The sequence below is a fragment of the Arcobacter suis CECT 7833 genome (assembly GCF_003544815.1).
Lineage (GTDB): Bacteria > Campylobacterota > Campylobacteria > Campylobacterales > Arcobacteraceae > Aliarcobacter > Aliarcobacter suis.
The window spans coordinates 1092872-1108814 of the sequence record NZ_CP032100.1 but is presented as its reverse complement, the minus strand read 5'-3'; the positions used below and the strand labels follow the sequence as shown (position 1 = coordinate 1108814).

14 protein-coding genes are annotated in these 15943 nt (G+C 28.3%); all 14 read right to left on the bottom strand.

The window, feature by feature from the left end; translation table 11 throughout:
- Nucleotides 1–30 precede the first annotated feature (30 nt).
- Nucleotides 31–1656, bottom strand: coding sequence for a hypothetical protein (locus tag ASUIS_RS05690; protein ID WP_118886106.1), 1626 nt, complete (start codon nucleotides 1654–1656; stop codon nucleotides 31–33).
- Nucleotides 1640–2203, bottom strand: coding sequence for a HyaD/HybD family hydrogenase maturation endopeptidase (locus tag ASUIS_RS05685; protein ID WP_118886105.1), 564 nt, complete (start codon nucleotides 2201–2203; stop codon nucleotides 1640–1642). The genes ASUIS_RS05690 and ASUIS_RS05685 overlap by 17 nt, the downstream gene beginning before the upstream one ends.
- Nucleotides 2200–2868 (bottom strand): Ni/Fe-hydrogenase, b-type cytochrome subunit, encoded by a 669-nt coding sequence (gene cybH / locus ASUIS_RS05680; RefSeq protein ID WP_118886104.1) that lies wholly within the window; start codon nucleotides 2866–2868, stop codon nucleotides 2200–2202. The genes ASUIS_RS05685 and cybH overlap by 4 nt, the downstream gene beginning before the upstream one ends.
- Nucleotides 2869–2878: 10 nt before the next feature.
- Nucleotides 2879–4612 (bottom strand): nickel-dependent hydrogenase large subunit, encoded by a 1734-nt coding sequence (locus ASUIS_RS05675; protein ID WP_118886103.1) that lies wholly within the window; start codon nucleotides 4610–4612, stop codon nucleotides 2879–2881.
- A 2-nt stretch (nucleotides 4613–4614) separates the two neighbouring features.
- Nucleotides 4615–5775, bottom strand: a complete 1161-nt coding sequence (locus ASUIS_RS05670; protein ID WP_118886102.1) for a hydrogenase small subunit — start codon at nucleotides 5773–5775, stop codon at nucleotides 4615–4617.
- A 240-nt stretch (nucleotides 5776–6015) separates the two neighbouring features.
- Complete coding sequence (locus tag ASUIS_RS05665; protein ID WP_118886101.1) at nucleotides 6016–6897, bottom strand: VIT1/CCC1 transporter family protein; 882 nt, start codon at nucleotides 6895–6897, stop codon at nucleotides 6016–6018.
- A 99-nt stretch (nucleotides 6898–6996) separates the two neighbouring features.
- A complete protein-coding gene (locus tag ASUIS_RS05660) occupies nucleotides 6997–8547 on the bottom strand; it encodes a Kae1-like domain-containing protein (protein ID WP_226799996.1) in 1551 nt (516 codons plus the stop codon).
- Nucleotides 8513–9106: a HyaD/HybD family hydrogenase maturation endopeptidase gene (locus tag ASUIS_RS05655; protein ID WP_118886099.1), complete on the bottom strand. Its 594-nt coding sequence runs from the start codon at nucleotides 9104–9106 to the stop codon at nucleotides 8513–8515. The genes ASUIS_RS05660 and ASUIS_RS05655 overlap by 35 nt, the downstream gene beginning before the upstream one ends.
- A gap of 45 nt (nucleotides 9107–9151) precedes the next feature.
- The gene (locus ASUIS_RS05650) at nucleotides 9152–9826 is read right to left on the bottom strand and encodes a cytochrome b/b6 domain-containing protein (protein ID WP_118886098.1); all 675 of its coding nucleotides are present in this window, start codon (nucleotides 9824–9826) and stop codon (nucleotides 9152–9154) included.
- 19 nt (nucleotides 9827–9845) lie between these two features.
- Nucleotides 9846–11588: a nickel-dependent hydrogenase large subunit gene (locus ASUIS_RS05645; protein ID WP_118886097.1), complete on the bottom strand. Its 1743-nt coding sequence runs from the start codon at nucleotides 11586–11588 to the stop codon at nucleotides 9846–9848.
- Nucleotides 11588–12823, bottom strand: coding sequence for a hydrogenase small subunit (locus ASUIS_RS05640; RefSeq protein ID WP_118886096.1), 1236 nt, complete (start codon nucleotides 12821–12823; stop codon nucleotides 11588–11590). The genes ASUIS_RS05645 and ASUIS_RS05640 overlap by 1 nt, the downstream gene beginning before the upstream one ends.
- A 249-nt stretch (nucleotides 12824–13072) precedes the next feature.
- Entirely contained in the window at nucleotides 13073–14428 is a 1356-nt protein-coding gene (locus tag ASUIS_RS05635; protein ID WP_118886095.1) for a nickel-dependent hydrogenase large subunit, read from the bottom strand.
- Nucleotides 14429–14430: 2 nt separating this feature from the next.
- Nucleotides 14431–15324, bottom strand: a complete 894-nt coding sequence (locus tag ASUIS_RS05630; RefSeq protein WP_118886094.1) for an NADH-quinone oxidoreductase subunit B family protein — start codon at nucleotides 15322–15324, stop codon at nucleotides 14431–14433.
- Nucleotides 15314–15871, bottom strand: coding sequence for a TetR/AcrR family transcriptional regulator (locus ASUIS_RS05625; protein ID WP_226800044.1), 558 nt, complete (start codon nucleotides 15869–15871; stop codon nucleotides 15314–15316). The genes ASUIS_RS05630 and ASUIS_RS05625 overlap by 11 nt, the downstream gene beginning before the upstream one ends.
- Nucleotides 15872–15943: the final 72 nt, after the last annotated feature.

Genomic DNA, 15943 nt, shown 5'->3' with positions numbered 1-15943 from the left:
TCTTCTTTTTGTGCAGTTTTAGAACTATACCTATTTTTGAATGACAAACTCTTTATTGTAATATATTTTAAAATTCTTAAGTATATTTTTCTCAACTAATAAATTAAATCTTTCATTAGCAAATAAATCTCCACATAAACTAACTCCCGTTACTTCATAAGAACTATTTATATTATCTATCTCATTTCCTATAAAATTTGCTAGACTTTCTACTAATCCTAAAGAAATAGTTTGTTCATCAACTCCTGCTAATTTGAAACTTATTGCTGTTTTAATCATACCTATGTAATCAAATTTTCGATGAAAAATCTTTTTTGAATCAAATAATTTATAGTCAATTCTAGGACCTTTTTCTAAAAAACAGTTATTCGCATTTTCTAAAACACTATTTTCAAAGTTTAATATGACTTTTACAATCTCCCAATAACTACAAAAAGATTTTGTTTCAAAAGAGAAAATTTGACTATTTAAAGCTTTTTTATAGTCTTGTGCAAACTTACCTTTATAGTTTAAAATAAGCTGTTTTCCTTTATTGTCCTTTTGTATTTCATCAAATACTTCTTTACTTGAAAAAGGCATATGTAAAGGTTCTATTAGATTTACTAAACCATCGATTTTTTCAGAATAATAAGATATTCCATCATCATTTTTACTACTTAAATAAAAATTTAGAATTGACTCTTTAAAAAGATTGTTTTCCCATAAAACAGTCATAAACTGACCTTTATCTAATTCTTTGAATTTTGTCATTATTGAATCTAATTTTTTAGGATATGAAGTTGATTCTAAAATCAACTTTTTATTTTCAAAACATTTGATTTTAGGAATATCTAAAAAAATATCATTTTTACTTTTTACATCTAAAAAGTAGTCAAAAGGAACATTTTCTTCAATATTTAAAAAATCAATTTCATATTTTTGTAGTTGATTACTCAATAATAAAAGAGTTAAGTCATTTGCAAATCTGATGTTTATTTTCTCTTTTTTTAGACCATATTTTTGTTTATAAACTTCATTTATTTTAAAATCAATTGAAGGTTTTTCTATACTTGCAAGGGCAACTATTTCTGTTTTATTTTCTACAACTAAAGAAGAAATATTTTTTAAATTTGTAACTAATAATCTAAAACTATTTTCTATATTCTCAAATTTTGAAAAAACAAATGTTCCACTTAGAGTTTTTATTTTTATTTTTTTATTATCATTTATCAAAAAAGCTAATTTTTCAAATAGTTCTACATTAGATTTTAATTCTTCATTTTCAAAAATAAAAACAGCTTCTTCCCAATTATTACAAATATCACAAGATTTAAAACCATTGTAATAATCTTCATCTTCTTTGTTTTCAACTTTAGCCAAACAAGAAGGACAAAAAGATATTAGTTTATCTTGAGTTAAAGAAATAGTGTTAGCCAATGGGAGTTCATTTACTACTTCAATTTGAACATCATAATAATATATAGACATTGGAATATACAAAGATAAAGCTTGTGAAAATTGATTTAAAACCTCTTCACTTGAGTTTATATATAAATCTACAAAATCATTTTCTTGTAATATTTTATAACTACATTCAAACTGTTTTGAAGCATAATCTAAAAACTTTGCTAAAGTTTTGTCGTTTGATTTATAGGTAAATCTAAATTTTAGGACCATTTATAATATCCCTTTTAAATGAAATCAAAGAGATATTTTCTATTGTTGCATCCTCATTTTTTATTTCCATTTTTATATCTAAATTTAAAAGATATTTAATAATAACTTCTTCCATGGTTTTTACAGCTGTTATTATTTCATTACTTAATTCAAAAGTCGTATCATCACCAATTCGTTTTGGAATAACTCCTAAAACATTTGTATTTGGTAAATCTTTATTCATATCAATCATATTTAGTGTTTGAAGCATCTCAACTTCGTGGGCGCTTCCTTGCCAGTTTATATGTGAAGGAGTTTTTTTATAATCAAAAAAATAAACATCTCCAGCTTTTGAATTATTTGCATCTATACAATCAACGACAACAACCTCATCATATTTTACTATTTCAGGTATCAATCTTTGAGCTAAAGTTCCACCATCTACTAAACTTACACTATTTTTTTGTGATATAAAATCATACTTTTCATCTAAATAATGGATAAAATGAGCACCAATTCCTTCGTCTTGGAATAGGATATTTCCTATTCCTAAAATTAAAATATTCATTTTTTATCGTCTTCCCATTTATATCCTGAAATAATAGAATCCATAGCTCCGCTTTTTCCATATACAGAATTAAAAATAGCCAAATAAATATGAATAGGTAAAAATATAATAAAAATCCACATACAAATATGATGAAGTTCTCGAACAAACGCTAAACCACCCATCATAATTTCTAAAGGTCTTAAAATATCGTATAAAACTCCACCTAAGCCTTCATGATAAACATGAATATGTAAAATCAATCCAGTTATACAAATAAAAATCAAAGCTCCATAAACTCCCGTATATGCCATAAATTGTAAAGGATTATAAGCACCTTTTAAATGACCATGAGAACCAATTAACATATAATATTTTATTTGTTTAAACCACATCTTTACACTTATAAAATCCCAAAAAGAATCCCTTTCAACTTTACTTTGTTTATCAAAAATAAATAAATAAAATTTTCCAATCGTTACACAAATTAAAACAAATCCAAAAATAATATGCCAACTTCTCATCAAAGCATATAAATAATTATTTGGTTCTGCTTGATTTAAAGCAGGAGATATAAAAGGAAATGCAATATAAAATCCTGTGAAAGTTAAAATTATAATAGCAATAACTCTAACCCAATGGGTGAGTCTAAGCCATAAAGAAAATTCATATTGTTTTTTTATCATAATTTTTCCTTTAACGACAAGATAAACCATATATAGGATCAACTTTGTATGTTCCTAAATCATTACCTTTTTTATCCATAACATGTACAGCACAAGCAATACAAGGATCAAAACTGTGAATTACTCTAATAATTTCCAAAGGTTGAGAAATATCTGCTACTTTTAAACCAATCAAACTTGCTTCATAAGGTCCAACTTGACCTTTTGCATCAATTGGTCCTGCATTCCAAGTTGATGGAACAACAGCTTGATAATTTTCAACTACTCCATTTTTAATTCTAATCCAATGAGATAACATTCCCCTTGGAACATCACCTATGAATCTTCCTTTATACTCTTTGTTTTTATCAATTTTATAAGAAGTATAAGTATCTTGATCTACTTTTAGATTCTCTATTAACGCATAAAAAGCTTCTAATCCATGTTTTGCAATTGCTCTTGCTTGAATCATTCTAGCAGCTGTTCTTCCAAGTGTTGTAAATAAAGCTGATTTGTCTAATTTTGTTTTTGTTAAGAAATCATCTACTAAAGGAACTATTTTTTTATTTCCTTTTGCATAAGAGATTAAAATACAAGCTAATGGTCCAACTTCCATAGCTTTACCGTCATATCTTGGAGATTTAATCCAAGAATATTTTCCTTTTTCATCTATTACTTTTGAATGAACTTTTTCTTTATTAGCACCTATTGTTTCCATATCTTTAAATCCTGTATATTTAGGATTTGTTTTTCCTTCGTATGGATGTAAAGGTTCATTATTTTCATACCAAGAGTGTGTTGCTTCTTCTGTTATTAAATCTTCATTTATCTCATAAACTTTTGATAAATCTTGATTCATAATGATTCCTGTATCAAATAAAAATTCACTTCTATTTAATTGCATTTCTTGATGAGCCATAAAATTCATAACTCCAGCTGGTGCCATTACAGAAGGTTCATCTTTATAAGTAGCTGCAACCATAATAACATCAGCTTGGTAAGCTTGTTCTATAAATTCTGCACCTTTTTCAAATAAAGTTAAATATTCTCCCATTCTTGAAGGATCCATTAAATCCATAACACAAGTAACTCCACCAACAGTAAGACTTTGAGGATGAGGCTGTTTTCCACCAAACATAGCCATAAGTTTTGCTAAATCCCTTTGAACTTCTAAAGCTTTTAAATAATGACTTAAAAGTATCAAATTTTGTTCAGGACTTAATCTATATGTTTTATGTCCCCAATAAGCATTTGCAAAGGGTCCAAGTTGTCCCCTATCAACAAACTCTTTAACTCTTGTTTTTACTTTTTTTAAATCATTTTCTCCCGTTGCTATTGGAAATTCTGAGTATTTAAATGCTTCTTTTGAAGCTTTTGCTTCATCTGCATCTAAAGCAGAAACTACATCAACCCAATCTAATCCATGTAAATGATAAAAATGAACAACATGGTCATGCATAAATAAAGAAATATTCATTAAACTTCTTGTTAATTTTGCATTTAAAGGTGGAACTATTCCCAAAGCATTTTCCACCGCTTCAATTCCAGCTCTATAATGTGAAAAAGTACAAACTCCACAAATTCTTTGCATTAAAAAACCAGCATCTCTTGGGTCTCTATTTTTTACTATTGTTTCTAAACCTCTCCATAAAGTTGAACTTGAATATGCTTTTTGAATTACATTATTTTCATCAATTTCAACTTCAATTCTTAAATGTCCTTCAATTCTTGTTATTGGATCTACTATTACTCTTTGATTTGACATTTCTACTCCTGCGTATCTTTTGGGTTTTTGAATTTTGAAATAGCTGCATGAACTGCAATCCCAATACCTGTTACTGTTAATAATCCAACACCTATTTTATCAGCTGTTGCATCAGCACCTAAACCTTTAAAAACAGTGTTATATAATCTATTGGCAACTGGTTCTTCAAATGGTCCCATCGTATCCCAAAAATCAGGTTCACTACATCCAATACAACCATGCCCAGCTTGAATAGGCCATGAAGTATGAGAATTAAATTTATTTTTAGAACAGTTATTAAAAGTATATGGACCTTTACACCCTACTTTATATAAACAATATCCTTTTTTAGCTCCTTCATCTCCGAATTCTTCTACAAATTCGCCAGCATCAAAATGACCTCTTCTTTCACATAAATCATGAATTCTTTGTCCATAAGCCCATTTTGGTCTATTATAAGCATCAAGTGCTGGCAATGTTCCATAAAGAATATAATGAAGTAAAGTTCCAACAATATTTTTTTCACTTGGAGGACAACCAGGAACATTAATAACTGGTTTATCTGTGATTTTTGATAAAGCAACTGCTCCTGTTGGATTTGGAATTGCTGCTTGAACTCCACCATAAGAAGAACAAGTTCCAATAGCAAAAATTGCCATTGCATTATTTGAAGCTTCAAGGGCAATTTGTTCACCTGTTTTTCCATGACCACCAACAGTTAAATAAGAAGCATTTTCACCTTTTGGAATTCCACCTTCAACCATCAAAATATATTGACCTTTGTAAGTTTGAATTGCATGTTCCAGATTATGTTCAGCTTGCCAACCAGCAGCTGCCATTAAAGTTTCATGGTATTCAAGTGAAATATAATCAAAAATCAAAGAATCAATAGTTGGAGAATCTGTTCTTAATAATGCTTCACTACAACCTGTACATTCAGCCATATGAAGCCAGATAATTGGTAATCTATCCGATAATTTTGCAGCTTTTGCAACTAATGGAGTAAAAGATGCAGGTAATGCTAACATTGCTGTTATTGTTCCTGCCCATTTCATAAAATCTCTTCTTGAAATACCTTTTTCTTCTAAATGAGATGAGATTGATTTATTTTGTTTTAATTTTGGTAATTTTTCTAAATCTATTAATCTATTAGATAACTTTTCATAGAGTTTTTGGCTTTGCAAAATTTATCCTTTTTTATGAATGATTATTCATATTTTTATTTCGTGCCATTCTATAGTTTTTAAGGTTAATATTTCTTGATTAAATGAATGATTATTCATTTTTTATTATAAATAATGAAAGTAATAATTTTATAGGCTTAAAAACTAAGATAAAGTTAGAAAAATAATTTAAATAAATATTTCAAAAGATATGTAACAAACTTTACATATCTTTTGATTTAAAAGAATTAAAATTGTATTTTAAATTTCTATTCCAAAATAAAACTTCACAACATAACCAATTGCAAAAGAAATAAGAGCAACTCCAAAAGTAATTGCAGACATTTGAATAACTCTTTTTGAGAAACTCAAATCTTTTGCAACACTTATATAAAAGTTATATGAGATGATGGCTAAAAAGGCACAGATAAACATCATAATTAATGATTCAATAATCAAATCAAATATAAAAAATGGAACAACTAAAATTGCAGTTGTTAAAATATATGAAACTCCTGTATATAAAGAATATACCAAAGGATTTATCTCTTCACTCGGATTTTCTTTTGCTTCAAAATATGCAGAACCAGCCATTGATAAGGAAGCAGCTATTCCCATAATAAGACCAGTTAAACCAACTGTCAAACTCTTATCAAAGGCAAAAGCCAAACCACTTAAAGTTCCTGTTAATTCAACTAAAGCATCATTCATACCAAGTACAATTGCACCTGCATATAAAAGTTTTTTATCATTTAACATATCAATAAGTTCTAATTCATGTTGTGTTTCTTGTTCATAAATCTTTTTTGATTCTGGATATATTTCAAAAAGTTCTTTATAAAACTCTTCTGCTCCTGCTTCTCTTTTTTCTAAAGATTTTAAAGCAAAAGAAGTTCCAAAAATTTTTACAAGAAGAACAAACCACCAAACTACCAACTTTTGTGGTTCTATTTGTGTATTTGTTATTTTTACCCAAAAATCATAATGGTATTTTTCTTCTTTTGAGATTTTTTCAAAGATTTTTTTGTTATTTTCATCAGTTTGAGAAAGTGATAAAGCTTTGTAAATCGTATAGTCATTTATCTCATTTTGTTGTTGTTTTAAAGCTTTTTTTAGATTTTCTTTATCGAATGGAGTATTCATAAGAGTTTCCTTTTGTATAATTTGACCTTATGATAGATATTACTACAAATAGTTTGAAAATAGAATAATTCCCTAATAAAATTTATTAGGGAATAAAATTTAATAATCTAGTGGATACTCTTTTGGCAAGATAATATTATAACTTTTACTAAGAGTTTTATTTGTTTTTGAAAGAAGTATTGAGTTTGAAAACATATTTCCACATAAAACTACATCTTTTGTTTCTACATCTTTTGCAATTTCATTTACATAATTACAGATAAATTCACTTAAACTCTCATAAAAAGAATAAATCAGAGTAATATTATCAACGTCAGCCATTTTATAAGCCATAATTGATTGAACTGTTCTTCTATAGTCTAAATAATTTATTCCATCTAAACTTACAAGTTTCATATCTATTTGAATTCCACTTGATAAATTTGTGTTTAAAGCTATATCTTCAAAATCTTTAGCACTATTTATTCCTAAAACTTTTGCACACATATTTATAATTGATTCAAAACCATTTGTATTTAATGGAACTTCACCCTCTAAAACATTTGGAAATTTTTTTGAATAATTAATAATAAGTCTTGCACAATGTTCATCAATATCTGAAATTTCTTCAAAACAGTTTTTTATACTATTATGAATATTTGGAATAAATATAATATCTTTTATTCCTTTTGTTGGAACATTTACTGAAATTGAGCTTTTGTGACTATTTTGAGAAAAATATACTCCAATACTTGGTACCAATCTTTTTGCATTTTGAGCAAGAATTGCTTTATAAACTCCACCATTTTCATCAAAATAATCTTTTGAAGAGTTAAATTTTTTATTTGCAGTAAAATCATACTTTGGAAAAAGACCTTTATCTCCATGAATAATTAGGCTTTGTTCTTTAAAATATGTGATTTTTAATCCATCTTGATAAACTTCATCATTTACATATAAAACATGATTTATTCCATTTTCTTTTAAAGCTTTTGCAAATAAAATCACTTCTTTATCATCGGGAATTTTTGCATATATAAAGTTTGAAGAAGAAAACTCTTTATTTGCATTTTTTAATATTTTAAATTTTAGTTTTACTAATGGTCTTTCAATTGAACATAAAAGTTGATAATCTTTCATATTTATATCAAAAATATCCTCTACTTTTGTAATATCAGTAATCAAAAGTTTAACTTCGAAACCTTTGTTTTCGAAATCTTCTCTAATTCTTTTATTTGGTAAAAAATAGTCTTTTAATCCATTGTGTGTTTCAAATCTTGAAATTCCACCTTTTGTAATTTTTACAATATCGTTTAAAAAGTCTATATTATTTTCTTCAATTATTTTTTTTATTGCATCATTTGTAAGAAGTGTTAAATTTTGTTTTATATCAAAATCTTCTATTTCTTTTAAAGTTTCATCATAAGTTTCGACAACATATGATTTTCCTATAAATATACTAAGTGGTAATTTCTTTTCTAATAAAGCAAAAAAATCTTCAATTTCATTTCCTTTTGCTTCTAAAAGAATAAGTATAAAACCATTATATTGTTTACAAATACCATTTATTTTAGCTTCTTGTATTAAATTTTCTATTATATGTTTGAAATATAAATTTGTTGTATTAAATTCTATTTTATAGATTAATTGCATGTGTAAAATCTTCTTCATTTGGAATTCTTGTTAAATGTTCGCCGTTGTAACTTCCTATCATACTTTTTACAACATCACTTACTTTTACATCATTTACTTTTGTAGCTTTTATTCCAAGGCTTTCTATCTCTTTAATTCCATTTAAAATAAACTCTTCAAATTTATCTTCCATCTCAATTGTAAGTCCAATTTGAACACTTTCAATATCTTTTGGAATTATTCCAATAATTGTAACATTTGCGTGAGAATCTAAAACTGAAACTATTTCTAGCATCTCTACAATTTCAACCTCATGTGCTGTTTTTCTATATGTTCCCAGTCCCAAAAGAACATCAGATGGAAGTCTATAAATTCCTCCAACTATATCTTCTATAGACACAGTATCTAAAATAATAACATTGTCATACTCTTGAAAATATGCCATTAGTTTAAATCCTAATGTCCCACCATCAATAATTTCTAACTCTTTATCATCAAATTCATAATTTTGTTTAATATACTCAGAAGCATAAATACCAATACCTTCATCCTTAAAAAGCATATTTCCAACACCAATTACAATATTTTTCTTTTTCATAATTACACCCTTAAATTAAAACGGGGCTTTCGCCCCTTCTTTTACCTATTTTTCTTCTTCTCTTACAAATTTACTTCCGCCAATGACAATTGCAATGTCACCCTCTTTCCAGAATATTGTTCTCCAGATTTGGTAATAAATATGACACATTACCCAAACTAAAATTAAATACATTGATGTATGATGAGCAATTCTAACTCCCATATTTCCACCAAATACACTTAAAGTCCAATCAGTTGTAAAGTGAAGCATCCAAGGCCACCAAGCTCCAATTGAACTCTCACCTGATGCTAATCCATGAACATAAAGTTGAAGTCCGCTAAATAACATAAATACTAATAGTATATGAAAAATTGTAAAAAATACAATATTATAACTATCACTATGTGATGAATCAAATTTCTTTCTTCTATTAAAAGTAATTAGATTTAAAAATACTTCACAAAATTCAACTATATTTTTTACAGTTGGTATTAGTTTTTTATAAGGTTTTTCAAATCTTGAAAAGAAATATAAATAACCTATTAATACAGCAGTTACATCAAAGATAATTGCAACAATAAAATGCCCCCATCTATTCCAAGCCATTACATACTTATCCACTGCTGGATCTGCAATAAATGATTGATAATAAGGGTGACCTATATATAAACCGGTTATAACTGCTACCACCATGCAAATTGCATTCAACCAGTGAATGATTCGCATAGTTCCAGTCATTCTTTTAACCTCTTTAATGTTAGGCACGGCTTGTTCCTCCAATTGGATCTACTTTATAAACACCTAATTCTTTTCCTTTTGTATCAACAATATGTACAGCACAAGCAATACAAGGGTCAAAACTATGAATTGTTCTTAAAATCTCTAGTGGTTGATCTACATTTGCTACTTTTGTACCAATTAATGCTGATTCATAAGCACCCATTCTTCCTTTGTAATCTCTTGGAGCTGCATTCCAAGTTGATGGAACTACCGCTTGATAGTTTGCAACTTTTCCATCTTTGATTTTAATCCAATGACCTAAACCACCTCTTGGAGCTTCAGCCATTCCATAACCTTGAGCATCTTTTGAAACATTATCAAAGTTAAATTCAGTCCATGTTGATAAATCTCCATGAGCTACATTTAAAGCTAATTCATCAACCCATTCTAACATAACATCAGCCATAAGTTCAGTCTCAATTGCACGAGCTGCAGTTCTACCAACTGTTGAAAATAATACAGTTGTTGGTAAATTTCCATTTTTTAAGAATGTTGTTACATATTTTGTAATTCTAGCATCACCTTTAGCAACACCTATAATCATCCTTGCAAGTGGTCCAACTTCCATTCTTTCATCATCGTATAATGGAGATTTAATCCAAGAGTATTTTTTAGTTGTGTCAAGATAAGCGATATTATCTTCTTTTTTACCAAATCCTGTATAGTTTGGTTTTGTAACACCTTCAAATGGATGAAGATTTGTAGTTCCTTCATACCAAGCATGAGTTACATCTTCTGTAATTTTTGTTTGGTCTATTTCAAAAACTTTTGTTAAATCTTTATTTTTTACAATTCCTGATGGGAATAGTTTTGCTGCTTCATAGAATGGTGTATCATCAAGTCTAAAGTCTCCATAACACATATAGTTTCCTAAACCACCACCAATTCCTTCTAAAGCTTCTCCAGCATACATAGTTCCTGCCATATAAACATCTGGTAAATATGCTTCTTTAGTAAACTTTTGACCTCTTTTTAGAATTTGTTTAAATTCTGCGATTCTTGCTGGGTTCTTAATATCTTGAACACAAGTTACTCCACCTACAACAAAAGATTGTGGATGTGGATTTTTACCACCAAAAATAGCCATCATTTTTGCTAAATCTCTTTGTAATTCTAAAGCATCTAAATAATGAGAAAGTCCGATTAAGTTTTGCTCAGGAGTTAGTTTAAATCCTTTTGAACCCCAATATGCGTTTCCAAAGATTCCAAGTCTTCCTTGTTTTACATATCTTGTAACTCTTTCTTGAACAGCTGAATATACATCTTCGCTAGCATTCCATGGTCTTTGACCTGAAACTTTTGCCCATTTTTGAGCCTCAGCTACTGTTTTTTTAGGGTCAGCTTTTAAAGCTTCTGTAATATCAACCCAGTCAAGCGCATGTAAATGATAAAAATGCACAATATGATCATGTAAATATAATGCACCTTGAATTAGGTTTCTTACTAATCTTGCATTTTTTGGAATTGTAATTTTAAATGCATGCTCAACCGCTTCAATACTTCTTTGGTAATGAGTTCCTGTACAAACTCCACAAATTCTCATTGCTAATAAACCACAATCTCTTGGGTCTCTTCCTTTTAAAATTTCTTCAATTCCTCTGAACATTGTTGAAGAAGAGTATGCGTCTACTACAACATTATTTTCATCTATAATTGCTTCAATTCTAAGATGTCCTTCTATTCTTGTAATTGGATCTATTACTAAATGTTTTTTTGCCATTATTTTTCTTCCCCTTCATTTGATTTTTTACCAGCAACTACACTTGCAACTGCATGAACTCCAATACCAATAGCTGTCGCTGTTAATAATCCTAAACCAAACTCATCAACAGTTTTTTCAACTCCACCAGTTGGTGCTTTGATTTTTGCATCTGCCATTGGTCTTTCATAAGCATATTTATCCCAGAAATCTGGCTCAGAACATCCAATACATCCTCGACCAACACCAATAGGCCAGTTTGTACCTTCGTTATATCTAATTATTGAACAGTTATTAAAAGTCATTGGACCTTTACATCCAACTTTATATAAACAGAAGTTATTTTTAGCACCTTCATCTCCCCACTCTTCTACAAATTCACCAGCATCAAAGTGAGCTCTTCTTTCACAGTTATCGTGAATTCTATATCCAAATGCGAATTTTGGTCTTAATAAAGAATCAAGTTCAGGAACTTGCCCAGTTAAAACATAATGTAATACAACACCAACCATATTTGCAGGATTTGCAGGACATGCTGGAATATTGATAATTGGTTTACCTTTTACTATATCCATAACTCCAACAGCACCTGTTGGATTTGGAGCAGCAGCAGGAATTCCTCCGAATGTTGCACAAGTTCCCACAGCTACAACTGCTGCTGAATCTTTTGCCATTCTTACAAGATGATCATGGAAAGTCTCTCCACTTGCACCAACAGTTCCATATTGACCATTCATAGCCATTGGAATTGCACCTTCAACAAAAAGTAAATATTTACCTTTGAAATGCTCAACAGCTTCTTCAAGTTGTTTATCAGCATCATGTCCAGCACATGCTTGAAGTGTTTCATGATATTCTAAACTTAAAACATCAAATAACAAATCATCAACAGTTGGAGCTGAACTTCTTAAAAGCGCTTCTGAATTTCCAGCACAGTCTTGTAATTCAATCCAAATAACAGGAACTCTATTCATAAGTTCAGTAGCTTCTGCAACAAGTGGTGCAAACATAGGAGGTAACATAAGTGTTGCAGTTGTAGCACTAACCCACTTCATGAAATCTCTTCTATTTACACCTTCACTTTCTATTACATCCATCATATCAATATCTTTAAGTGCAGGTTGCGCTTTTAATACTGATAAACGATTTTTAACCTTTTCAAATAAAGAGTTATAATATTCTTCACCCTTATTTGTTTCAACTCTTCCTGATTTTTGGGTAAAAACTTTTTTTACCATATCTTGCGAATCAATCATACATTACTCCCTTATTAAAATGAACATTCATTTACTTAATTGTAAAATATCTGCATAAAACTTATTCTTTTCTTAACTAAATATTCTAAAGAATAGCATTAATATAGCTTTATAACTATTTGTATTAAATAGGATGAGTTATTGTTTGATTTTATGGTGTTTATTATAATTTTAGTTCTAAAAGTACATAAGAATAGAAGAAGTTAAATATTTTTTTATATTGTTACAAATATACACTTTTTTTATAAATTAATGGGTAGTACAAACTGAACAAACATCAAAACTTCTTAATACAATTTTTGCAATTTCTATACTTGGAGAACCAATAATTGCTTTTTGTGCTATTCCTTTTTGAGTTTTACTTTTTGGACCTAAGTTCCAAACTGTAGGAGTTATTACATCATAAGATTTAATCAAACCTTTTTCTATACTTATATTATGAAACAATGAGCCTCTACAAGCTTCAATAACTGCTATTCCCTTAGCTTCATCAATATCTTTTAATGAAATTTTTGGTTTTATGTAAGAAAGCTGTGAAATATCAACTTGTGAAATTAGATTATTAGTTTCAAAAAGTAAAAATGCTAATTCGTCCATTCTTGCCATTACTCTTGTAAATACCGAATCTTCAAAAGTTTTGTGTATCTCTTTTATAAATTTTCTATTTGAAATAATAGCTCTTGATAAAGGACCTGTTTCAAAAAAGTTTTCATCATAAGCTACTGATTTTGACCAAGTATGTTTTAAAGAATTATTTTCTTCTTTGTTTATAGAAAAAGAGTAACTAGTATCTTCAACTATTTTTGAAAAGTCTAATTTATACACTAATCTTTGTTTTATTTTTCCACTTTTAAATAAACTTGATTCTCCTAATGTGATAAATCTATTATAAGATTTTCCATAATTTTCAAGGGAATATTTAAATGATAAATCTTTAAAATATTTTAAATCTGCACCTAAATTTTCTAAATTATCAATGCCATCAAAGGCTAAATAATTTTCTAAAGCTGTTCCACTTATAGATTTTTCAAAAAAACTAATTGTATTTTGAAGATAATTTTGCATCATAACTAAATCAAGTTTTGTAGGATCACTCATGACTCCACCAGGAAGCATATATGAAGTATGTGGCCATTGTCCCCCAATTATGGCTAAAGCTTTTATAGTTTCACTAGCACTTTTTTGAGCTTCTAACCATCTTGAACCTTTTAAAGGTGCATAAATTCCCAAATCATTAGTATCTAGTTTTATAATATCAGGCATTATGAACATATAAAACCATTTTAAATGGGAATCAATTATCTCGATATTTAATCCTATTTCCCTTAAAAGTTTTGCTTTTGGTGTGATTTGTAATTTTTCATTTATATTTTCATAAACATTTTCTAAAGCTTCAACTGTTGCTTTTAAGTGAGCTTGTCCGCAAATTCCACAGATTCTTGGAGTATAAATTAAAGCATCTAAAGGTGTTTTTCCTTCTAATATATATTCAAATCCTCTAAAATTTAAAAAATCAATTCTTGCATCTTTTACTTTTTCATCTACCCAAGTACAATGAAGTTTTGCTTCACCTTCGATTCTTTCCACTAAATCTATTGTTTTCACTATTACTCCATTAATTTTTTATGAAGTCTATCTATTTTAAAAGTTTTAGCTACTCCACTCATACTTAAATATGCTCTTTTTGAGATTCCAAGAGGAACTTCATGGGGAATTCCTATATTTTTTTTAGTTTCTAACATATCATTTCTTGGGAAATCAGCTTCGGTACATCCAATACAAGGCATTCCAATTCTTGTTTTTGAACTTACTTCATTCCATAAAATTTTATTACATGAACTATGAGTCATAGGACCACGACAACCTTGACTATAAAATAAACATCCCTCTTTTTGTCCAAAATTTCCTTCAACTTTCCATTCAAAATATTCATTTCTTGTACATCCATGATGGGCTAAAGTTCCATATAATTCTTTTGGTCGTCCAATTTCATCAATTGCTATTTTTCCATAAGTTTTTAATGTAAATAAAGTTTGTAAAATCCATTCTGGATGAACTGGACAACCAGTAAGATTTATAATATTGTGTTTTAGATTTTTGATAATATCTTTGTTGATAGCTTTATTAATACTACAAATATCATCATTTTGAATAAATTTAGCATGAACTCCACCAAAAGAAGCGCAAGAACCAACAGAAATTATATAATTTGCTTTTGATGCTAATTTATTTAAGTGATTAAAAGTTGAATCTTCATTAATTGTAAAAAAATCTTTATTTGAAGAAATAGAACCTTCTACTAATAAAAAGTCTATTTTCTCTTCTTGATTTAATATATCTTCAAGCGATTTATCAATAGTCAAACTTGGATGATATATAAAATCAAAACTATTTAAAAGAAGTTCAAATCTACTTGAGTTGGCACTTAATAAGGAATGGGTATTTCCATTACATGTAATTGCGCAAAACCAGACAATAGTTGGTTTTTTTTTAGTTGTCATACTTCAAAGCACGATATATATTCTCTGCCACTGCATCTGAATATGAAAGTAACTCTTTGTCTAAGACATTCTCTCCACTTAAAAAGGCAAAACCACCTAAACATCCCATAATCATACTAAAAGCAGGAAAGAATTCTTGTTCTCTAAACTCTTTTTTACTAGCACCTTCTTCTAATAAAATCATAACTTCAGTTACAAACTCTCCCACACATAAGAATCCTTCACAACCTTGTTTGAAAACCTCTCTATTTGATAAATAAACTCTTAAAAAATATTCAATAACTTCTGGTGATTTTTGAACATTTTCTAAATATTTTAATACAAATAAATATATTTTTTCTTTTGAAGTTATATCCATGTTATTAATCTGTTTTAGTTCATCAGCTAAAATATTTGTTGAGTATTTTATAGCAAATTTTGCAAGTTCTTCTTTTGAAGAGAAATAGTTGTACATATTTCCAACACTCATACTCATAGCTTTTGCAATATCTGGAATTGTAGTATTATAGAAACCTTTTTGTGAAAAAAGTTTTAAAGCATTTTGTATAATATTATTTTTTTTATTTTCTTTAGTAGTAGAAATCTTTTATCCTTTAAAAATTTTTTTTATGATAATACA

Bases quoted from the DNA above. Each gene is read 5' to 3' on its own strand.
- ASUIS_RS05690 (WP_118886106.1), bottom strand. From the start codon at position 1,656: ATGGTCCTAAAATTTAGATTTACCTATAAATCAAACGACAAAACTTTA.
- ASUIS_RS05685 (WP_118886105.1), bottom strand. From the start codon at position 2,203: ATGAATATTTTAATTTTAGGAATAGGAAATATCCTATTCCAAGACGAA.
- cybH (WP_118886104.1), bottom strand. From the start codon at position 2,868: ATGATAAAAAAACAATATGAATTTTCTTTATGGCTTAGACTCACCCAT.
- ASUIS_RS05675 (WP_118886103.1), bottom strand. From the start codon at position 4,612: ATGTCAAATCAAAGAGTAATAGTAGATCCAATAACAAGAATTGAAGGA.
- ASUIS_RS05665 (WP_118886101.1), bottom strand. From the start codon at position 6,897: ATGAATACTCCATTCGATAAAGAAAATCTAAAAAAAGCTTTAAAACAA.
- ASUIS_RS05660 (WP_226799996.1), bottom strand. From the start codon at position 8,547: ATGAAGAAGATTTTACACATGCAATTAATCTATAAAATAGAATTTAAT.
- ASUIS_RS05655 (WP_118886099.1), bottom strand. From the start codon at position 9,106: ATGAAAAAGAAAAATATTGTAATTGGTGTTGGAAATATGCTTTTTAAG.
- ASUIS_RS05650 (WP_118886098.1), bottom strand. From the start codon at position 9,826: ATGACTGGAACTATGCGAATCATTCACTGGTTGAATGCAATTTGCATG.
- ASUIS_RS05645 (WP_118886097.1), bottom strand. From the start codon at position 11,588: ATGGCAAAAAAACATTTAGTAATAGATCCAATTACAAGAATAGAAGGA.
- ASUIS_RS05640 (WP_118886096.1), bottom strand. From the start codon at position 12,823: ATGATTGATTCGCAAGATATGGTAAAAAAAGTTTTTACCCAAAAATCA.
- ASUIS_RS05630 (WP_118886094.1), bottom strand. From the start codon at position 15,324: ATGACAACTAAAAAAAAACCAACTATTGTCTGGTTTTGCGCAATTACA.